This is a genomic window from Allostella sp., from assembly GCF_041913585.1.
GTDB lineage: Bacteria > Pseudomonadota > Alphaproteobacteria > ATCC43930 > Allostellaceae > Allostella.
Genome location: NZ_JAYSFE010000008.1, coordinates 1 through 18,792, shown reverse-complemented (window position 1 = coordinate 18,792; position 18,792 = coordinate 1). Strand labels below are relative to the sequence as shown.

General features: G+C 73.7%; 18 protein-coding genes. 6 read left to right on the top strand and 12 right to left on the bottom strand.

Annotation, left to right across the window (positions count from 1 at the left end):
* Nucleotides 1–25 precede the first annotated feature (25 nt).
* The 4 genes from ACE3Q3_RS02870 to ACE3Q3_RS02855 all read right to left on the bottom strand — a co-directional run bounded on the left by ACE3Q3_RS02870 (nt 26) and on the right by ACE3Q3_RS02855 (nt 4,415).
* Nucleotides 26–1,060, bottom strand: coding sequence for a phosphotransferase family protein (locus ACE3Q3_RS02870; protein WP_374441519.1), 1,035 nt, complete (start codon nt 1,058–1,060; stop codon nt 26–28).
* Between the two features lie 7 nt (nt 1,061–1,067).
* A complete protein-coding gene (gene moaB, locus ACE3Q3_RS02865; protein ID WP_374441518.1) occupies nt 1,068–1,610 on the bottom strand; it encodes a molybdenum cofactor biosynthesis protein B in 543 nt (180 codons plus the stop codon).
* The gene (locus ACE3Q3_RS02860; protein ID WP_374441516.1) at nt 1,597–3,315 is read right to left on the bottom strand and encodes a lytic transglycosylase domain-containing protein; all 1,719 of its coding nucleotides are present in this window, start codon (nt 3,313–3,315) and stop codon (nt 1,597–1,599) included. The genes moaB and ACE3Q3_RS02860 overlap by 14 nt, the downstream gene beginning before the upstream one ends.
* A 239-nt stretch (nt 3,316–3,554) precedes the next feature.
* Entirely contained in the window at nt 3,555–4,415 is an 861-nt protein-coding gene (locus ACE3Q3_RS02855) for a uracil-DNA glycosylase (RefSeq protein WP_374441514.1), read from the bottom strand.
* A gap of 73 nt (nt 4,416–4,488) precedes the next feature.
* On the opposite strand from ACE3Q3_RS02855, the gene ACE3Q3_RS02850 reads away from it, so the two are divergent.
* The 3 genes from ACE3Q3_RS02850 to ACE3Q3_RS02840 are packed head-to-tail and all read left to right on the top strand — an operon-like array spanning nt 4,489 to nt 8,815.
* On the top strand, nt 4,489–6,123 hold the full coding sequence (locus ACE3Q3_RS02850) for an electron transfer flavoprotein-ubiquinone oxidoreductase (RefSeq protein WP_374441512.1): 1,635 nt from the start codon (nt 4,489–4,491) through the stop codon (nt 6,121–6,123).
* A gap of 12 nt (nt 6,124–6,135) precedes the next feature.
* On the top strand, nt 6,136–7,935 hold the full coding sequence (locus tag ACE3Q3_RS02845; RefSeq protein WP_374441510.1) for a tetratricopeptide repeat protein: 1,800 nt from the start codon (nt 6,136–6,138) through the stop codon (nt 7,933–7,935).
* Nucleotides 7,925–8,815, top strand: coding sequence for a 4-(cytidine 5'-diphospho)-2-C-methyl-D-erythritol kinase (locus tag ACE3Q3_RS02840; RefSeq protein WP_374441507.1), 891 nt, complete (start codon nt 7,925–7,927; stop codon nt 8,813–8,815). The genes ACE3Q3_RS02845 and ACE3Q3_RS02840 overlap by 11 nt, the downstream gene beginning before the upstream one ends.
* Here ACE3Q3_RS02840 and ptsP read toward each other — a convergent pair.
* The 5 genes from ptsP to ACE3Q3_RS02815 all read right to left on the bottom strand — a co-directional run bounded on the left by ptsP (nt 8,799) and on the right by ACE3Q3_RS02815 (nt 12,702).
* A complete protein-coding gene (ptsP, locus tag ACE3Q3_RS02835; protein ID WP_374441504.1) occupies nt 8,799–10,559 on the bottom strand; it encodes a phosphoenolpyruvate--protein phosphotransferase in 1,761 nt (586 codons plus the stop codon). The genes ACE3Q3_RS02840 and ptsP overlap by 17 nt on opposite strands.
* On the bottom strand, nt 10,549–10,833 hold the full coding sequence (locus tag ACE3Q3_RS02830) for an HPr family phosphocarrier protein (RefSeq protein WP_374441502.1): 285 nt from the start codon (nt 10,831–10,833) through the stop codon (nt 10,549–10,551). The genes ptsP and ACE3Q3_RS02830 overlap by 11 nt, the downstream gene beginning before the upstream one ends.
* On the bottom strand, nt 10,830–11,234 hold the full coding sequence (locus ACE3Q3_RS02825; protein ID WP_374441499.1) for a PTS sugar transporter subunit IIA: 405 nt from the start codon (nt 11,232–11,234) through the stop codon (nt 10,830–10,832). The genes ACE3Q3_RS02830 and ACE3Q3_RS02825 overlap by 4 nt, the downstream gene beginning before the upstream one ends.
* 57 nt (nt 11,235–11,291) lie before the next feature.
* Nucleotides 11,292–12,182, bottom strand: a complete 891-nt coding sequence (gene rapZ / locus ACE3Q3_RS02820; RefSeq protein WP_374441496.1) for an RNase adapter RapZ — start codon at nt 12,180–12,182, stop codon at nt 11,292–11,294.
* Between the two features lie 82 nt (nt 12,183–12,264).
* The gene (locus ACE3Q3_RS02815; RefSeq protein WP_374441494.1) at nt 12,265–12,702 is read right to left on the bottom strand and encodes an HPr kinase/phosphorylase; all 438 of its coding nucleotides are present in this window, start codon (nt 12,700–12,702) and stop codon (nt 12,265–12,267) included.
* Nucleotides 12,703–12,813: 111 nt separating this feature from the next.
* Between ACE3Q3_RS02815 and ACE3Q3_RS02810 the strand changes: the two genes are divergently transcribed.
* Nucleotides 12,814–13,851, top strand: a complete 1,038-nt coding sequence (locus ACE3Q3_RS02810) for an NAD-dependent epimerase/dehydratase family protein (protein WP_374441491.1) — start codon at nt 12,814–12,816, stop codon at nt 13,849–13,851.
* Nucleotides 13,838–14,689, top strand: a complete 852-nt coding sequence (locus ACE3Q3_RS02805; RefSeq protein WP_374441488.1) for a GNAT family N-acetyltransferase — start codon at nt 13,838–13,840, stop codon at nt 14,687–14,689. The genes ACE3Q3_RS02810 and ACE3Q3_RS02805 overlap by 14 nt, the downstream gene beginning before the upstream one ends.
* Before the next feature lie 144 nt (nt 14,690–14,833).
* Here the strand turns inward: ACE3Q3_RS02805 and ACE3Q3_RS02800 are convergent, their stop codons facing one another.
* Genes ACE3Q3_RS02800 through ACE3Q3_RS02790 form a run of 3 tightly spaced genes read right to left on the bottom strand, consistent with a single transcriptional unit; the run spans nt 14,834 to nt 17,587 of the window.
* Nucleotides 14,834–15,100: a GIY-YIG nuclease family protein gene (locus ACE3Q3_RS02800; protein WP_374441609.1), complete on the bottom strand. Its 267-nt coding sequence runs from the start codon at nt 15,098–15,100 to the stop codon at nt 14,834–14,836.
* 26 nt (nt 15,101–15,126) lie between these two features.
* Complete coding sequence (locus ACE3Q3_RS02795; RefSeq protein ID WP_374441485.1) at nt 15,127–15,999, bottom strand: phosphonopyruvate hydrolase; 873 nt, start codon at nt 15,997–15,999, stop codon at nt 15,127–15,129.
* A 13-nt stretch (nt 16,000–16,012) separates the two neighbouring features.
* Nucleotides 16,013–17,587: an AMP-binding protein gene (locus ACE3Q3_RS02790; protein ID WP_374441482.1), complete on the bottom strand. Its 1,575-nt coding sequence runs from the start codon at nt 17,585–17,587 to the stop codon at nt 16,013–16,015.
* A 554-nt stretch (nt 17,588–18,141) separates the two neighbouring features.
* On the opposite strand from ACE3Q3_RS02790, the gene ACE3Q3_RS02785 reads away from it, so the two are divergent.
* Nucleotides 18,142–18,666: a carbonic anhydrase gene (locus ACE3Q3_RS02785; protein ID WP_374441480.1), complete on the top strand. Its 525-nt coding sequence runs from the start codon at nt 18,142–18,144 to the stop codon at nt 18,664–18,666.
* The last annotated feature ends 126 nt before the right edge of the window (nt 18,667–18,792 follow it).

Sequence of the window (18,792 nt, the reverse complement as noted above, 5' to 3'; positions counted from 1 at the left end):
CACGGGCCGCACGGCCGCGGCGCCGCTACGGCTCCGGCAGCGGGTCCGGGCCGAGCCATTCCCGGCGCACCGCGGCGACCATCGCCGCGGTGAAGAACTGCCGGACCCGCCCCTGGATGTGCGCCGCCAGGGCCGGGTCGAGCATTTCGGCCGACCAGGCCGGGTCGTCCCGCGACAGGGTCCACCAGCGCGCGAACCAGCTCATCGAGCGCAGCCAGGTGAGCCGGCGCAGCGGCCGCACCCATGGCCGGATCGCGGCCGCCAGATCCGGCCGCAGCGCGCCGAGCCAGGCCCGCTCGAAGCGCAGGATCGCGTCCGGCGCCACCGGCTCGGCGCCGGGCGCGCTCCACAGGACCGAGGTCGCCAGGGTGACGTGGGCGGCGTCGATGGCCGGGGCGCCGTAGAGCGCCTTTTCGGCGTCGACGAAGACTGCCCGGCCGGTCCCCGCCTCGATCACGAAGTTGCCGGGATGAGTGTCGGTCGCGACCAGCGTGCGCGGCTGCGGCCGGCCCGCGGCGGCCGCGGCGAACGCCTCCGCCCAGGCGATCTCCTGGGCGAGCGCCGCCCGGACGGCCGGCACCGCGGGTGCGGTGGCGAAGAAGCGCGCCTGGTCGCGGATCACCGCCCAGGTGCCGCCCACGGGATCGGGATGGTCGCCGAGCGGCGCGCGCTCGGCCGGCAGGGGCAGGTCGTGGATGGCGGCCAGGGTGCCGGCGATCGCCGGCAGGTCGCCGGGCAGCCGGGCCGGGCGGCCGGCGATCTCCTCGACCAGGAGCGCGCCCATCGGCAGCCCGTCCCCGGGCGGCAGCACGGCGGCCAGCCGCGGCACGCGGCCGCTGGCACCCAGCCGGCGGAAGCATTCCGCCTGGTAGGCGAGGTTGTCGGCGGCGGCGAGCGCGAACTGGCTGAGGCGCGGCACCCGGGCGAGGAGCCCGGTGCCGACGATCCGCACATGGTCGTGGGCAACCCCGCCGCCGGCCAGCGGCTCGAGCCGGTCGGCGCGCCAGCCGGCGCGGACGAGCGCGGCGGCGAGCCGGTCGAGATCGACGACGAGGGGCAAGGCGGGCTCAGGAGGCCTTCTGGTGCTCCAGCAGCCGCGGCATCAGCTCGACCAGGTTGCAGGGCCGGTGGCGGTTGTCGAGCTGGGCCCGCAGGATGCCTTCCCAGCCGTCGCGGCAGGCGCCGGGCGACCCCGGCAGGGCGAAGAGGTAGGTGCCGCCGGCGACCCCGCCGGTCGCCCGCGACTGGATCGTCGAGGTGCCGATCTTGGCGTAGCTCAGCCAGCGGAAGAGCTCGCCGAAGCCGTCGATGCGCTTCTCGAAGACGGACTCGAACGCCTCCGGCGTCACGTCGCGGCCGGTGACGCCGGTGCCGCCGGTCGAAACCACGACGTCGACCAGGGGATCGGCGATCCATTCCCGGAGCTGGGCCACGATCGCCGCCTGCTCGTCGCGGACGATGCGGCGGGCGACGACGCGGTGGCCGTCGGCCGTGGCCAGCTCGGCAAGCGTGTTCCCCGACCGGTCGTCCGCCTCGGTGCGGGTGTCGGACACCGTCAGGATGGCGACGTTGACCGCGAGGAAGGGGCGGCTTTCGTCAATCTTCGGCACGGGAGCCCTCGGTGCTGGCCACGCTCGGACGCTCGACGTCCGGGCCCGAGCCATACACCGGCCACTGACCCGCGGCAACCGCGTCCAGGCTCTGGGGCCGGTCGCCGAGGCGCCGCTGGTAGACCCACATGGCGGCCACCACGCGCTCGACGAACTGGCGCGTCTCGGCGACCGGGATCGCCTCCATGAACAGCAGCGGGTCGTCGTTGTGGCGGATCTCCTGCAGCCACCGGCTCACCCGGCCGAGGCCGCCATTGTAGGCGGCGACGGTGAAGATGAGGTTGCCGCGCACGGGCTCCTGCTCCAGCAGGTGGCGGATGTAGCGCTGCCCGATCGCGAGGTTGACCGCCGGGTTGTGCAGGTCGCGCCCGCGCAGGCTGTCCGGGCCGATGAAGGCCGCCGTCTTGGGCATGATCTGCATCGGCCCGAGCGCGCCGGCGGGGCTGACCAGGTTCGGGCGGAAGTTCGATTCCTGCTTGATGATGGCGAACATCAGCGCCCGGTCGACGGTGAAGCCGCCCTCCGGCGCCCAGCGCGGCATCGGGTACATGGCGTCGTCGAAGAGCGCACCCTCCGCCTCGCGGATGGCGGCGGTGATCTGCGGCACCGCCCGGCGCAGCCCGGTCGCCCGGGCGAAGGCGACGATGGAATCGGCGATGGCGGTCGGCGCGGACCGGGCGACGGCGACCAGCTCGTCGATCGCCAGCCCGGTCTCGCCGACCTCGATGAGCGCGATCGCCCGGCGCATCGCCGGCACCACCATCATCGCCTCGACCTCGATCTCCGGCCGGTCGGTGCCCTCGCCGTAGGCGGCGAGATCGCCGATCTGGCGCCGGGCGAGCTGGCCGTAGAAGGTGATCGGGTGGTCGGCCGCCTGGCGCAGCGCGGCGTGGGCGGCATCGCCGGCGCCGAGCGCGCGATGGGCGCGGGCGGCCCAGAAGGCGCCGGCCGCGGTCATCCAGCCGGAGAGGTCCGGCGCCCGCGCGACGACGCCGAAATGGCTCGCCGCCAGTTCGGGGCGGCCGAGCCGCCAGGCCGCGAGCCCGGCGAACCAGTGGGCCACCGGCGCGGATTCGCGGTCGGTCGGCACGGCATCGAGCGCCTGCCGGTCGCGGCCGGCGAAGAAGGCGAAGCGGGCAATGTCGCCCTCGGCCAGCGCCCGGTCGGCCTCGGACAGGCCACGCTTCTCGGCCGCGGCGAGCGCGCGCCCGGCGCCGTCGAAATCGCCCTTGCCGACGAGCTGGCGGACCCGCTGGCGCACCGCCGACATGCGGCCCCGCACCTCGCGCGGGCGCTCCGCCTCGCCGGCCGTGATCTTGGCATCGGCGCCGTCGAGGAGCGACGTCGTATCGAAGAGATCGAACATCGCCTCCGACACGGGCGCGGCCGGCGACGGCGGCGCCGGGCTCCGGCCGCGGCGCTTCATCGCCAGCGCGTGGATGGTCCGGGCCGACGGCAGGTCGGCATAGAGCTTCATCCAGTCGAAGAGCTCGCGATAGCTGGAGCGGTGGTCGCGGTGCAGCAGGCGCTCGGCCTGGAGATGGCCGAAGAGGAGTTCGTTGGCGATGGTGGATGCCGCGCGTTCGGCTTCGGCGAACGAGCCCTCGCGCATGGCGGCGAAGGCACGGCGATAACGCTGGATGTCGGCCGGCCCCAGGATGCGGGGAAGGCCGTGCTCTCCGCGCCGCTCGGATGCGTGCGGCATCCAGCTGGCGGAGTGCGAATCATCCGGGCGGGCGGAAACGGTCCCCGAGGCGAACAACACGCCGGCGGACAGCGCGAGCGCCACCACCGGGCCGTGTCTGCGGGCCGGGGGGGCCGCGGACAGGTAACCGGACATCGATCGCCGAATAGAGCGGCGATTCGCGGCCGGCAAGAGAATTCCGACCGGCTAGCTGGAATTTTCTGTGGACAAGTCCGATAACCGCTTGTTTTCCCGAGATTTCAATCCGGAGTTACCAAACGCGACCGGATCATCAGCAAATCCCGCCACGCCTCGCGCTTCTGTGCCGGCGAGCGCAACAGGAAGGCGGGATGGAATATACAGATCGCATCGGTCGTTTTCTTGCCCTCGTCTGACCGATACTGGAACCAGCGGCCGCGCAGCCGCATGATCCCTTCGCTGCGGTCGAGCATCGCCGAGGCCGAGGTGCCGCCGACGAACACCAGCACCTCGGGCGCGACCAGTTCGACGTGGCGGCGCACGAAGGGCAGGCACATGGCGATCTCCGCCGCCGTCGGCTTGCGGTTCCCGGGCGGACGCCAGGGCAGGATATTCGTGATGTAGGCGGAATTGCGGTCGAGCCCGATCGCCGCCAGCATCCGGTCGAGGAGCTGGCCGCTGACCCCGACGAAGGGCTTGCCCAGCCGATCCTCGTCGCCCCCCGGCGCCTCGCCGATCAGCATCACCCGCGCCGCCGGGTTGCCGTCTGCGAAGACGAGGTTGGTGGCCGTGTTGCGCAGCTGGCAGCCCTCGAACCCCGCGATCGCCGCCGCGAGCGCGGGCAGGTCGGTCGCCGCCGCGGCGATCTCCGCCGAGGAGGCCGCGATGCCCGGCATCGCCACCACCCGGCGCTCCACCGGGATCGCCGCGCCACCCGTCGCCGCCGCGCGGGCGGGCGGGCGGGTGGGCGGGTAGGCGGGCGGGTGGGACGGGGGCGACGGCTGGGCGGCGGGCGGTGGCGCCACGGGGCGGACCGGCGCTTCGGTCGGCCGCGTCCGGTCGGGCGCGACGGCCTCGATGGCCTCGTCGGCGCCGATCGCGATCTGCCATCGCAGGAGGGTCAGGGCTTCGTCCGCGCGCATGGCGCAAGCCTAGCATTTGCCGTATTTCTGTGACAGAAGCGCGGCTTCGCTCAACCCGCCGGAGTTCCCCTGCATGCAGCGCGAGGCGATGGAGTACGATGTCGTGATCGTCGGCGGCGGCCCGTCGGGCCTGACGGCGGCGATCCGGCTGAAGCAGCTCTCGGCCGAGCGCGGGCACGAACTCTCGGTGTGCGTCGTCGAGAAGGGCTCCGAGATCGGCGCCCACATCCTCTCCGGCGCGGTGCTGGAGCCGCGGGCGCTGAACGAGCTCTTCCCGGACTGGAAGGAACGCGGCGCGCCGCTCGAGACGCCGGCCGGCGAGGACCGGTTCCTGTTCCTGACCGAGCGCTCGGCCCGCCGGCTGCCGACGCCGCCGCAGATGAACAACCACGGCAACTACATCGTCAGCCTCGGCAACGTCTGCCGCTGGCTGGCGACCCAGGCCGAGGCGCTGGGCGTCGAGATCTATCCGGGCTTCGCGGCGGCCGAGGTGCTCTACGACGAGACCGGCGCCGTCATCGGCGTCGCCACCGGCGACATGGGCATCGGCCGCGACGGCGAGCAGACGGCCGCCTACCAGCCGGGCGTCGAGCTGCGCGGGCGCCAGACGATCTTCGCCGAGGGCGCCCGCGGGTCGCTGACCAAGACGCTCTTCGCGCGCTACGCGCTGCGCGAGGGCGTCGATCCGCAGACCTTCGGCATCGGCATCAAGGAGTTGTGGGAGGTCGACCCGTCGGTCCACCGCCAGGGGACGGTCATCCACACGATCGGTTGGCCGCTCGACCCCCGGACCTACGGCGGCTCGTTCCTCTATCACCTGGAGAACCACCAGGTGGCGGTCGGCTTCGTCATCGGGCTCGACTACTGGAACCCCCATCTCAGCCCGTTCGACGAGATGCAGCGCTTCAAGACGCATCCGGCGATCCGGCCGACGTTCGAGGGCGGCCGGCGCATCGCCTACGGCGCGCGCGCGATCAACGAGGGCGGGCTGCAGTCGATCCCGAAGCTGACCTTCCCGGGCGGGCTCCTCGTCGGCTGCGCGGCGGGCTTCCTCAACGTGCCCAAGATCAAGGGCACCCACACCGCGATGAAGTCCGCGATGCTGGCGGCCGAGGCGGTCTACGAGGCGCTCGCCGCCGAGGACGGGCCGCGCGAGGTCACGGCCTATCCCGAGATGCTGCGGCGAAGCTGGGTCTGGGAGGAGCTGCACGGGGTGCGCAACATCCGGCCCTCCTTCCGCCACGGGCTCTACGGGGGGCTCGTCTATTCGGCGCTCGACACCTACCTCTTCCGCGGCAAGGCCCCCTGGACCTTCCACCACCATGCCGACCACGAGTCGCTGAAGAAGGCCAGCGAGGCGCCGCGCATCGCGTATCCCAAGCCGGACGGCAAGGTGACCTTCGACAAGCTGTCGTCGGTGTTCATCTCGAACACCAACCACGAGGAGGACCAGCCGATCCACCTGCAGCTTCTCGATCCGGCGGTGCCGGTCGCCCACAACCTGGCGCTCTACGACGCGCCGGAGCAGCGCTACTGCCCGGCCGGCGTCTACGAGATCGTCCGCGACGGCGAGGGCGGCGCGCCGCGGCTGCAGATCAACGCGCAGAACTGCGTCCACTGCAAGACGTGCGACATCAAGGATCCGACCCAGAACATCAACTGGGTGGTACCGCAGGGGGGCGGCGGGCCCAACTATCCGAACATGTGAGGACCGACCGCGATGCCCGTTGCCCCGCTCCTCCGCTCGCCGCCGCTGGCGACCACACGCCCGGCGAACGGCGTGCGCGCCATCGGCCTCGTCGCGGGCATGCTGCTCGCCCTCGGGGCGGCCGGCGACGCCGCGGCCGCGGCCAGGGCCGATCTCGAACCCGAGGTCCGGGCGGCGCTGGAGGCGGCGGCCGGGCAGCCCGGGAGGACGGCGACCGGCGCCTACCTCGCCGGCCTGCATGCCCAGCGCCAGCACGACTACGGCGAGGCCGTCGACTTCATCCTCCAGGCGCTGGCGGCCGACCCCGGCGAGCCCGCACTTCGTATGCGCGCATTCCAGCTCCTGGTCAGCGAGGGACGGATCGCCGAGGCCCTGCCGCTGGCGCGCGAAATCGCGGCGGAGAATCCCGGCACCGGGCTCGCGAACCTGGCGCTGGCCGTCGACGCGGTCCGCCGCGGCGACGCCGCGGCGGCGCGCGGCTTCCTGCAGCGGATGCCGGACGGCGGCGTCAACCGGCTGGTGCTGCCCCTGGTGCGGGCGTGGATCGAGGCCGCCGCCGGCCGCTTCGATCCGGCGTTGACGGCGCTCGACCCGCTGCGGCCGCAGCCGCCCCTCCAGGTGGTGGTGGCGCTGCAGAGCGCGCTCATCCTCGACCGCGCCGGCCGGGCGGCCGAGGCGGCCGAGCGCTACCGGGTCGCCGCCAGCGCCGCGGCCGGCAACCTGCGCGTCACCCGGCTGATGGTGAACTTCCTCGTCCGCCAGGGCAATTTCGACGCCGCCGACGAGGCGCTGCGCCGCTTCGCCACCGTCAGCGGCGAGCCCGACCTGCTGGCGGCGGAGCGGCGCCAGGTCGAGGCCCGTCAGGCGACGGTGGCGCCGCTGGTCCCGGACGCCGCGGCCGGCCTCGCCGAAGCGATGTTCGACGTCGCAACCGCCGCCAACCAGCCGCAGTCGCGCGACCTGGCGCTCATCGTCGTCCGCCTGACGCTGGCGCTGGCGCCGCGGCACACGCTGGCGCACATGCTGCTGGCCGACCTCCTGGAGGATTACGAGCAGCCGGCAGCGGCGCGGAAGGTCTATCTGGAGGTGGCGCCGGACTCGCCGCTGCAATGGTCCGCCCGGCTCCGCGCGGCGAGCGCGCTCGACAAGATGGAGCGCACCGACGAGGCGGTGGCGGAACTGCGCCGGCTGGTCGACGAGCGCACCGACCGCGCCGAGGCGGCGCTGCGCCTCGGCGACATCCTGCGCGCCCGCTCGCGCTTTCCCGAGGCGGTCCAGGCCTACGACCAGGGCATCGCCCGCATCCCGACCATCGAACAGCGCCACTGGTCGGCGCTCTATTCCCGCGGCATCGCGCTCGAGCGCTCCAAGCAGTGGGACCGCGCCGAGGCCGACTTCCTGAAGGCGCTCGAACTGCAGCCCGAGCAGCCCTACGTGCTCAACTATCTCGCCTACTCCTGGGTCGACCGCGGCCTCCACCTCGAACGCTCGCTCGCCATGCTGCGCAAGGCGGTCGAACTCCGGCCCGAGGACGGCTACATCGTCGACAGCCTCGGCTGGGTCATGTACCGCATGGGCCGCTTCGAGGAGGCGGTGAAGGAACTGGAGCGGGCCGTCGAACTCCGCCCGCTCGACCCCGTCATCAACGACCACCTGGGCGACGCCTACTGGCGCACCGGCCGGCGACACGAGGCGCGCGTGCAGTGGCAGCGCGCGCTGACGCTCAAGCCCGAGCCGGATCAGGTGAAGCCGATCGAGGACAAGGTCAGCCGCGGCCTGGAGGCCTCGGACCCGCGGCCGAATGGCGGCTGACGGGCGCGCCGCCGGCGCGGTTCGCGAACGGGCGCCCGCCAAGGTCAACCTCTTCCTGCACCTGACCGGCCGCCGGGCGGACGGCTATCACCTGCTCGACGGGCTGGTCGCCTTCACCCGCTTCGGCGACCGGGTCAGGGCGACCCGCGCGGACGGGCTGTCGCTCGCGGTGACGGGACCGTTCGCCGACGCGGTGCCGGCCGGCGAGGGCAACCTCGCGCTGACCGCCGCGGCTGCGCTCCGGGCGCGCCTCCCGGGCGCCCCCGGGGCTGCCATCCGGCTCGACAAGCAGGTGCCGGTGGCGGCAGGTCTGGGCGGCGGTTCCAGCGACGCCGCGGCGGTGCTGCGGGCGCTCGCCCGGCTGTGGCGGGCGCCGCCGTCGGTCGGCCTGGAGGAGATCGCGCAGGGCCTCGGCGCCGACGTCCCGATGTGCCTCGCCGCCCGCCCGGCCCGGATCTCCGGCATCGGCGAGGTGATCCGCCCGTGCGCGGCCTTTCCCGCCCTGCCGATCCTGCTGGTCAATCCCCGTCGCCCGCTGGCGACCCCCGACGTCTTCCGCGCCCGCAGCGGCCCGTGGCGGGCGCCGTGGCCCGACGTCGCGACCGCCGCGATGGAGCCACTGCTCGCGGCGCTGGCCGGGACCGCCAACGACCTGACCGAGGCGGCCCGCTCCCTGGAGCCGGAGGTCGGGTCCGCCCTGCGCGCCCTCGAGGGCACGCCCGGATGCCGCCTGGCGCGCATGTCCGGCAGCGGCGCCACCTGCTTCGGGCTCTTCGGCGACGCCCAGGCCGCGACCCGGGCGGCCCGCCGCCTGCGCCGCCGCCATCCCGGCTGGTGGGTGCGGGCGACCCGCCTCGAAGGGGCTACAGCGCCGCGTTGAAATGCTCGACCAGCACCATGACGTGGGCGGCGTCATGGGCGGTGAGCGAGCGTGCCGCCAGGGTCTGGGCCTCGGCCGCGTCGATGGCGCGGAGCCGCTCCTTGACCCGCGGCAGGCTGCCCGGGGACATCGACAGTTCGCGCAGCCCGAGCCCGAGGAGCAGCGCCGTATAGCGCGGGTCGCCGGCGATCTCGCCGCAGACGCTGATCGGGATCTGGCGCTCCCGCGCCGCCGTCACCGCGAAGACCATCAGGCGCAGGACCGCCGGATGGAACGGGTTGTAGAGGTTGGCCACCTGCTCGTCGCTGCGGTCGATCGCCAGCGTGTACATGGTGAGGTCGTTGGTGCCGATGGCGAAGAAGTCGGAATGGGCGGCGAGCGCGTCGGCGCCGAGGGCGGCGGCAGGCGTCTCGATCATGGCGCCGATCGGCGGCAGCGGATCGGCGATCGGCACCCGCTGCCGGCGCAGCCGCCGCGCCGTGCGCTGGATCAGGTTCCGTGCCTGCCGCATCTCGCCGACCGAGGTCAGCATCGGCAGCAGGATGCGGATCGAGCCGTGGGCGCCGGCGCGCAGGATCGCCGCCACCTGCGTCTCGAACAGCTTCGGCATCTTGAGCGAGTAGCGGATCGCCCGGAGGCCGAGCGCCGGGTTCGGGCCCTCCGGGAAATGCGCGGCCAGCGCCGGCGCGCGCTTGTCGCCGCCGATGTCGAGCGTCCGGATCGTCACCGGGCGCCCCTCCAGCCCCTCGACGACGGCGCGCAGCATCTCGTACTGCTGCTCCTCGTCCGGCAGGTCGTCGCGGTTCATGAACTGGACTTCGGTGCGCAGCAGCCCGACCCCGTCGGCGCCCAGGGCGCGGGCCTCGTCGACCTCGACCGGCAGGTCGATGTTGGCGTTGAGCGAGATTTCGACGCCGTCGTCGGTGACGGCCGGCAGCGCCGCCACGGCGACCAGCCGGCGGCGCTGGCGGGCGAGCGCGGCTCGGCGGCGGCGGTAGGCGGCGAGCGTGTCCGCGCCAGGGTCGAGGACCAGCCGGCCCTCGCTGCCGTCGACGATGACGGTGCTGCCGCCATGGGCGGCGTCGAGCAGCCCGCGCACCCCCAGCACCGCCGGCAGGTGGAGCGCGCGCGCCATGATCGCCGTGTGCCCCTCGACGCCGCCCATGGCGGCGGCGAAGCCGGCGATGCGTGCCGGGTCCATCAGCGCGGCGTCGGCCGGGGTCAGTTCCTCGGCCAGGATGATCGACCCCGCCGGAATGCGGGCGAAGGACTGGTAGCCGGTCTGGGTGAGGTGGCGCAGCACCCGCTGGCCGGCGCCGCGGACATCGTCCACCCGCGAGCGGATCGTCGGGTCGGCGATCGCCTGGAAGCTCTCGACGATCGTCGCCAGTTCCGCCTCCAGCGCCGCCTCGGCATTGGTGCGGGTCTCGGCGATGCGGCGGTCGACGCCGCGCACCAGCCGCGAGCCGGAAAGCATCTGGCGATGGACGTCGAGGAGCGCGACCGCCGCCTCCTGCGCCGATTCGGGCAGGAGCTCGGCGCGCTGGCGGAGCTTGTCGATCTGCTTGAGCGCGGCATCCACCGAACGGCGGAAGCGCCCGCGCTCGGCCGCGACCTCGTCCTCGGCGACGGCATAGGCCCGGACCGAGACCGCCCCCGGATCGTGCAGGTGGAGGGGGCCGATGGCGATGCCGGGGGAAACCGCCAGCCCGGCCAGCACCCGCTCCGGCCGGTCAGTCCTCATCGAAGCCCGCCGCCACGAGGCGGGCCAGGGCCTCGACGGCCGCCTCCGCCCCGTCGCCGCACCCGAGGATCGTCAGATCGGCCCCCGGCCCGGCGGCCAGCATCATCAGCCCCATGATCGAACTGCCGGAGACCGCCGTCCCGTTGCGGCACACGCTCACCTCGGCGGTGAAGGTTGCGGCGAGCTTCACGAACTTGGCGGCGGCGCGGGCATGCAGGCCACGCTTGTTGACGACGACGACGGTGCGGCGCACCGCCGCCGCATCCCCGCTCATCGCCCCTCCGCCAGCAGTTGCGAGGCGACGTTGATGTACTTGCGCCCCGCCTCCTGGGCGGCGCCGACGGCCGGCTGCAGCTTCGTGCCGGCGCGCACCGAGGCGAGCTTGATGAGCATCGGCAGGTTGACCCCGGCGATGACCTCGACCCGGTTCGGCTCCATGACGGAGATGGCGAGGTTGGACGGGGTGCCGCCGAACATGTCGGTCAGCAGGACGACGCCCTGGCCGGCATCGACGGCCTGGATGGCGTCGAGGATGTCCTGCCGCCGCCGCTCCATGTCGTCCTCGGGGCCGATGCAGACGGCGGCGATGTGGGTCTGGCGGCCGACGACATGTTCCAGGGCTGCCACGAACTCCTCGGCGAGGCGTCCATGGGTCACGAGAACCATTCCGATCATGAATTTCCTACCGTTCGGCGGGCGACCGGCCGTGGGGCCGTCCGGGGGCGGTCGGGGTCAGGAGGCACGGTCGACGTCGCGATGGTGGACGCGCGCCGGCCGCCCCTCGGCGGCGAGCCAGGCGGCCAGGCGCTCGGCGACATAGACCGACCGGTGTTTGCCGCCGGTGCAGCCGACGGCGATGGTGAGGTAGCTCTTGCCTTCCTTGGCATAGCGCGGCAGCAGCGGGCCGAGCCAGCCGGTGAGCCCCTCGAAGAAGGCACGGAAGTCGGGATCGGCGGCGACGCGCGCGCCGACGGCGGGGTCGCGGCCGGTGAGCGGGCGCAGCACCGGGTCGTAGTGCGGGTTGTCGAGAAACCGCACGTCGATCACCAGGTCGGCCTCCCGCGGCAGGCCCTGGCGATACGAGAAGGACATGACCGAGAGCGCGAGGCCGGGGGCGACACCGAGCGCGAAGTGTCCCTCGAGGAGGCGCTTCAGTTCGGCCGGCGGCAGCGCGGTCGTGTCGATGACGAGGTCGGCGCGGCGGCGCAGCGGCCACACCACCTCGCGCTCGCGGCGGATGCCGTCCAGCACCGGCCGGTCGGTCGCCAGCGGATGCCGCCGGCGGGTCTCGGTGAAGCGACGGCCCAGGACCTCGTCCTCGCAGTCGAGGAAGAGCAGCGTCGTCCGCCGCCCGCTCTCGGAGACGATGCGGTCGAGGAGCGCGAGCGAGGTGGGGGCGGCGAAGTCCCGGGTGCGGACGTCGATGCCGATCGCCATCGGCCGCGGCGCCGGAGCATCGGCGTGCAGCAGGCCCGCCAGCAGCACCAGCGGCGGATTGTCGACCGCCTCGTAGCCGAGATCCTCGAGCGCGCGCAGCGCCGTGGTCCGTCCGGCGCCCGACATGCCGGTGACGATGACGACGCTGGGCCGGGCCCCGGCGGCGGCGTCCGGCTCCGGTCGCACCTCGGCCTCCCGACCCGTTGCGGCTGGGTCGACGTTCCGGGTCATGCAGAGGGCGGGCCCGCTCATGGCGGCGGCATTATGGTCAGGCGAGGTTGGAGACAGCAAGCCGGAGCTTGGCGGCCGCCGATGCCGCGAACGGATCGAGACGGAGCAGCGGCAGCACCACGCCCAGCAGCGTCCGCGACGCCGGTTCGGGCATCCGTTCGACCTCCGCGGGCGGCACGGCTGCGACAATCAACCGCAGCTCCGCTTCCGCGAGGCTGGGCAGGCGGACGATGCCGATCCCCCGCACCTCCAGAAGGCCGGCGATGGCGGGCGGCGCGCGGGCCGTCAGCAGGTCGGCGCGACGCGCGACCAGGGTCTGGTCGTCGGCGACGAGCCGGGCCCCGCCGTCGATCAGCCGCAGCGCCAGATCCGACTTGCCGCTGCCGCTCGGCCCGGTGATCGCCACGCCGACGCCGGCGACCGCCACCGTGGTGGCGTGGAGCAGCAGTTCGGCGGCGTCCGGCGCTTGCGTCATCGGCGCATCCTAGGGCCGGCGGCCGGGCATCGGAACCGGGCCGCGCCGCTGGCGAGCCGGAGCCGGTTCCGATATTGCTTCGCCCCGTTCCTTCCGACGTCAGGATCGCCCATGACCAGCGTGACCGCCCTGCCCGACCGCTTTCCCGACGTGGCGGCGGTCGAGGAGTTCATGACCCGCCCGACCGCGGCGCTCCAGGCCGATCTCGCCCGCGCACCGGGCGACATCCTGGTGCTGGGCGTCGGCGGCAAGATGGGCCCGACGCTCGCCCGGCTCGCCAAGCGGGCCTGTCCCGACCGCCGGGTCGTCGGCGTCGCCCGCTTCAGCGAGCCCGGCCTGCGCGAGCGGCTGCAGGGCTGGGGGATCGAGACCATGGAGTGCGACCTCCTCGACCGCGAGGCGGTGATGGCGCTGCCGCGCCTGCCCAACGTCGTCTTCATGGCGGGACGCAAGTTCGGCTCCTCCGGGTCGGAGGAACTGACCTGGGCGATGAACGTGCTGGTCCCGGCGACCGTGGCCGAGGCCTTCCGCGATTCGCGGATCGTCGCCTTCTCGACCGGGTGCGTCTATCCCTACGTCGACGTGCTCTCGGGCGGCGCCACCGAGGAGGTGCCCGCGGTGCCGCCGCCCGGCGCCTATGCCGCCACCTGCGTCGGCCGCGAGCGCATGTTCGAGTATGGCAGCCGGCGCTGGGGCACAGCCGGCCGCCTCTTCCGCCTCAACTACGCGATCGACATGCGCTACGGCGTGCTCCACGACGTCGCCCGCAAGGTCCTCGCGGGCGAGCCGGTCGACGTGACCATGGGCCATGTCAACGTCATCTGGCAGGGCGACGCCAACAGCCAGGCGCTGCGCTGCCTCGCCCATGCCACGGCACCGACCACGCCGATCAACGTCACCGGGCCGGAGACGGTGAGCGTGCGCGCGCTCGCCCACGCCTTCGGCCGCCGCTTCGGCCGGCCCGCCATCGTCACCGGCAGCGAGGCGCCCACCGCCTGGCTCAACGACGCGAGCCTCGCCCACGGCCTCTTCGGCTATCCGGCCGTGCCGCTCGCGGCGATGATCGACTGGGTCGCGGACTGGCTCGCCGGCGGCGGCGCCTCGCTCGACAAGCCGACCCATTTCGAGACGCGCGATGGCACCTACTGAGCCGCGGGCGCTGGCACCTGAGGATGCGGCGGCGCTGACCGGGCTCTCGGCCGAGGCCGGCTGGAACCAGACCGCCGACGACTGGCGCGTCATCCTCGAGCACGGCGCCGGCGAGGGCGTCTTCGCCGCCGACGGGCGGCCGCTGGCCAGCGCCTGCGCCGTGCCGCTGACGCCGCGGAGCCGGTGGATCTGCATGGTCCTGGTGACGCCGTCGGCGCGCCGGCAAGGCCACGCGACGCGGCTGATGGCGCGGCAGATCGCGGCCGTCGAGGGCCAGGGCCTGGTGCCCGGGCTGGACGCGACCGAACTCGGCCGGCCGGTCTACGAGCGGCTCGGCTTCCGACCCCTCTTCGCGCTGTCGCGCCTCGGCGCCGACGCGCCGCACTGGCCGGCGGCGGACCCTGGCGTCGGACTGCGCCCGATCGGCGCCGACGACCTGCCGGCGGTCGCCGCCTACGACGCCCGGGCGACCGGCTCGGACCGGCTCTTCCTCCTCGCCCATCTCCGCACGCGCCGCCCCGCCGCCGCCTGGCTCGCCGAACGGGGCGGCCGGATCGCGGGCTTCGTCCTGGGGCGCGACGGCGTCCGCGCCAGCGGCATCGGCCCGGTCGTCGCCGACGACCCGGCCACCGCGGCCGCGCTCACCGCCGCCGCGGGCCGCGCCACTCCGGGCCCGACGATGATCGACGTGCCGGACGGCCGGACGGCGTTCGCCGCCGCGCTGGCCGCCGCCGGCTTCGCCCGCCAGCGCGGCTTCACCCGCATGGTCAAGGGCGACGACCCGGCGCTGGACCGCACCGACCGGCTCTACGCCCTGGCGGGGCCGGAGTTCGGGTAGCGCCGGGCAGTTACTGCCGGTGCGTCCCTCGACTTCGCTCGGGATGAGGACTGCCGGCATTCTCGGATTCCCTCACCCCGAGCGAAGTCGAGGGAGGCACGGGCACCGGCGAGCGCCGTGAGCGATCGGCGGGCACAGTCGGCGTCAGCGGTCCCGCCCTCGCGCCAGTTCCCGCAGTCGCGCCCAATCGCCCGCGACCAGGGCCTCCTTCTTGCCGCGACTCCGGGCCTTGATCCTGCGCTCGGCCGCGATCGCATCGACGATGTTCGGGCAGTGCTCCTGGAACGCCAGCGCGATCGGCCGTCGCCGCGCGGTCCAACCGTCGAACGTTCCGGCTTCGTGCTGGGCGAGGCGTTCGGCGCCGGTGGTCCGCGTGAGGCCGACATAGCAGCTGCCGTCGGCGCATCGCAGGATGTAGACGCTCGCGCCGGGCCCGGTCAGCGCAGGAACCGCTCCTCCTCGCGCTTCATCTCCGGCACCCCCTGGACCGCGAAGACGCGCTCGGTGGGCGCGATCGTCGCCTCGACGCCGAGCGCGCCGCCGTCGGCGCGGATGCGGCGGAAGGTGTCGGTCAGCGCCTGGGTGATCGCCCGCACCCCGTGGTTGCCGTAGATGACGAGCCGGACCTTGCCGAGCGCCCGGATGCGTTCCTCGGTCAGGTCGGGGTAGGCGGTCGGCACCAGCACCAGCGGCACGCCGCCGTCCCACGCATCGACGAAGGCGACGATCTCGTCCGGCGTCTTCTGCTTGGAATGGATGAGGATGGCGTCCGCGCCGGCCTTCTCGTAGGCGCGGGCGCGCATCAGCGCCTCCTCCTGGCCGAGGCCGGCGATCAGCGCCTCGGTGCGGGCGACGACGAGCAGGTCGGGGTCGCGGCGGGTGGCGCAGGCGGCGGCGATCTTGCCCTCGAATTCGGCCACCCGGACGAGTTCCTGCCGGCCGCCGGCGAGCAGGCTCGTGTCCTTGGGGAAGGTCTTGTCCTCGATCACCAGCGCCGCCACCCCGGCCGCCTCGTACTGGCGGGTGGCATGGATGACGTTGGTCGCATTGCCGAACCCGGTGTCGATGTCGGCAACCACCGGGACCGAAGTGGCCTGGTCCATGGCGCGGGCGATCTCGAGATGCTGGGTCATGGTGACGATACTGGCGTCGGGCACGCCCATCGCCGCGGAGAGTTCGAAGCCGCTGGCCCAGATGCCGTCGAATCCCGCCTCGGCGGCGAGCCGCGCGCCGAGCGGGTTGTGGCAGCCGATGATCGCGGTCAGGGGCTTCTGCGCCAGCCGGGCGCGGAAGGTCGCACGCTTGGACATGGGAGTTCTTCCTTCAGATCTTGCGGTCGCGGCCCTGCCAGTAGCGGCCGCGCACGAGGTGACGCTGGATCTTGCCCGTCTCCATCCGCGGCAGGGCATCGACGAAGTCGACCCGGCGCGGCACCTTGAAGTCGGCGATGCGGCCGCGGCAGAAGGCGCGGATCGCCTCGCCCGTCGCCGGCGTCGCGGCGTGCCCGGGCGCGAGCTTGACCACCGCCACCACCGCCTCGCCCCACTCGTCGTCGGGCGCGCCGACCGTGGCGACGTCCTCGACGGCGGGATGCTGGAGCAGGACGGCGTCGATCTCGGCCGGGTAGATGTTGACGCCGCCCGAGATGATCGTCTCGGCGCTGCGGCCGGAGAGGAAGAAGTAGCCTTCGGCGTCGGTGTAGCCGACGTCGCCCATGGTGAACCAGTCGCCGTCCCAGGCGGCCGCCGTCTTGGCCGGGTCCTTGAAGTAGACGAAGCGCTTCTCGGGAGCGGTGTAGACGAAGATCCGGCCCGACTGTCCCGGCGGCAGGACGCGGCCCTCCTCGTCATGCACCTCGACCCGGCAGCCGGCGGCCGGCCGGCCGATACTGCCCGGACGCCGCAGCCATTCGTGGGAGTCGATGAAGGTGCCGCCACCCTCGGTGCCGGCGTAGTACTCGTAGAGGACCGGCCCCAGCCAGTCGATCATCGCCTGCTTCACCATCGGCGGACAGGGCGCCGCTCCGTGCAGCAGCCAGCGCAGCGAGGAAAGGTCGTGGCGCCGCCGCTCGGCCTCCGGCAGGGCCAGCAGGCGGTGGAACATGGTCGGCACCGCGTGGGTATGGGTGATGCGCCGGGCCGCGACCACCGCCAGCATCTCCTCCGGCGTCCACTTGTCCATGAGGTAGACGCCGACGCCGTTGTTGAGCGGCAGCTGCAGGTTCAGGCGCAGGGGGGCGGCGTGGTAGAGCGGCCCGGTGTTGAGCGCCAGATCGTCGCCGGGCCGCAGGTCGGCCGTCTTCAGGATGGCGCCCAGGAGTTCCATCGGCGAATGGACGCGGTGGACGCCCTTCGGCCGGCCGGTGGTCCCGGACGTGTAGAGCATCGAGGAGCCGAGCACCGGGTCGGCGATGTCGTGCCCGGGATGTCCGGCCAACGCCGCGTCGTAGGACTCGAAACCGGGCAGCCCCTCGCCCAGCGCCAGCTTGGTCGCCGCCGGCAGCGCCGCCGCCAGCGCCCCGGCGACCGCGGCGAAGCGGGGATCGGCGACCAGCACCTTGGCCTCGCAGTCGCCGACGACATAGGTCGCCTCGTCGGCGACCATGTGCCAGTTGAGCGGCGTCACCCGGAAGCCGGCGCGCAGCCCGGCATAGATCACCTCCACGAACTCGGGCCGGTTCGGCGCCAGCAGGGCGATCGCGTCCCCCGCCTGCAGGCCGCGGCTGCGGAGCAGGCGGACCAGCCGGTTGCAGGCGGCGTTCAGCTCGCCGTAGCTGCGCCGGCCGAGCGGCCCGTCGAGCGCCAGGCGGTCCGGCGCCGCCGCCGCGTGGATGGCGATGTGCATGCCGACGGCGGCGGCATCGGTCGGCGAGAGACGGGTTGCGGGATTGTCGTTCATGGACCGCCCTCCCAGCGGCGGCGCCATTGTGAGCGGCGGGCCCGCGGCGAGGCAAGGCGGGCGACGCCACCGGAGCGACCGCTATTCATGGGCTAGGTTCGCCTTGAGTTATGCAATCGCCCGGCAATAGCATGCGCCCCGGCGATCCCGATGGGGGGTCGCCGCCGGTTCGACACCGGAACGCATGGGGGATGCGATGTGCAGAATCTGTGACCGTGACCGCCGCGTCGGCCGTCGCGCATTGCTGGGGTTCGGACTGGCCGGGCTCGCCGTCGCCGCCTTCGGCCCGGGATCGGCCCGCGCCCGCGGGGGGGCGTCGGGCAGGCGGGCGGGCGACCCGGCGGGGGGGGAGCGGCAGGCGGGGCACGGGGGCGTCGGGGGCGCGGCCGACCGGTGGGCGCGCGTGGGGGGGGTCGGGAGGGGCGGGGCGCGCCGGCGCCGCGGGGGGCCGGGGTGGGGCCCGCCTGATCGGCGGCGCGACGACCAGCCTGACGGCAGACCAGGCGCTGGAGAAGCTGAAGGCGGGCAACGCGCGCTACGTCGCAGCGCCCGACATGTGCGTCCAGCAGCTCGCCGCCGGCCGCAGCGCGGTCGCCAACTCGCAGGCGCCGTGGGCGACGATCGTCGCCTGCGCCGACAGCCGCGTCACGCCGGAGCTGCTCTTCGGCGGCGTCGGCCCCGGCGAGCTCTTCGTCGCGCGCAACGCCGGCAACCTCGTGGACACCGCGACGATGGGGACGATCGAGTACGGCTCGGCGGCGCTCGGCGTGCCGCTGATCGTGGTCCTCGGACACGAGCGCTGCGGCGCCGTCGCCGCCGCCTGCGATGTCGTCACCAAGAACGCCAAGTTCCCGGGCTCGATCGGGCCGATGGTGAAGCCGATCGTGCCGGCGGCGAAGGCGGTCGCCAAGCAGCCGGGGGACTTCGTCGACAACACGGTGCGCGAGAACGCGCGCCGGGTGGCCCGCAAGGTCGCGACCAGGAGCCCGATCGTCGCCGACCTGATCAAGGCGGGAAAGGTGAAGGTGGTGGCCGCGCGCTACGACCTCGACGAGGGGCGGGTCGAGTTCTTCGCCTGAGCCGTCGCGAGATGCCGGCCGGCCGGGGCAAGCCCGGCCGGCCGGCGGCCGCGCACATAATGGGCGGGGTGCTGATGTTAGACTTTTAGAGGAAAGGGTTGGTGGTGGCCGTCGTCAAGTCGAAAC

Coding starts and splice junctions, on each gene's coding strand:
- ACE3Q3_RS02860 (WP_374441516.1), bottom strand. CDS start 3,315: ATGCCGCACGCATCCGAGCGGCGCGGAGAGCACGGCCTTCCCCGCATC.
- ACE3Q3_RS02855 (WP_374441514.1), bottom strand. CDS start 4,415: ATGCGCGCGGACGAAGCCCTGACCCTCCTGCGATGGCAGATCGCGATC.
- ACE3Q3_RS02850 (WP_374441512.1), top strand. CDS start 4,489: ATGCAGCGCGAGGCGATGGAGTACGATGTCGTGATCGTCGGCGGCGGC.
- ACE3Q3_RS02845 (WP_374441510.1), top strand. CDS start 6,136: ATGCCCGTTGCCCCGCTCCTCCGCTCGCCGCCGCTGGCGACCACACGC.
- ACE3Q3_RS02840 (WP_374441507.1), top strand. CDS start 7,925: ATGGCGGCTGACGGGCGCGCCGCCGGCGCGGTTCGCGAACGGGCGCCC.
- ptsP (WP_374441504.1), bottom strand. CDS start 10,559: ATGAGGACTGACCGGCCGGAGCGGGTGCTGGCCGGGCTGGCGGTTTCC.
- ACE3Q3_RS02830 (WP_374441502.1), bottom strand. CDS start 10,833: ATGAGCGGGGATGCGGCGGCGGTGCGCCGCACCGTCGTCGTCGTCAAC.
- ACE3Q3_RS02825 (WP_374441499.1), bottom strand. CDS start 11,234: ATGATCGGAATGGTTCTCGTGACCCATGGACGCCTCGCCGAGGAGTTC.
- ACE3Q3_RS02815 (WP_374441494.1), bottom strand. CDS start 12,702: ATGACGCAAGCGCCGGACGCCGCCGAACTGCTGCTCCACGCCACCACG.
- ACE3Q3_RS02810 (WP_374441491.1), top strand. CDS start 12,814: ATGACCAGCGTGACCGCCCTGCCCGACCGCTTTCCCGACGTGGCGGCG.
- ACE3Q3_RS02805 (WP_374441488.1), top strand. CDS start 13,838: ATGGCACCTACTGAGCCGCGGGCGCTGGCACCTGAGGATGCGGCGGCG.
- ACE3Q3_RS02795 (WP_374441485.1), bottom strand. CDS start 15,999: ATGTCCAAGCGTGCGACCTTCCGCGCCCGGCTGGCGCAGAAGCCCCTG.
- ACE3Q3_RS02790 (WP_374441482.1), bottom strand. CDS start 17,587: ATGAACGACAATCCCGCAACCCGTCTCTCGCCGACCGATGCCGCCGCC.
- ACE3Q3_RS02785 (WP_374441480.1), top strand. CDS start 18,142: ATGTGCGTCCAGCAGCTCGCCGCCGGCCGCAGCGCGGTCGCCAACTCG.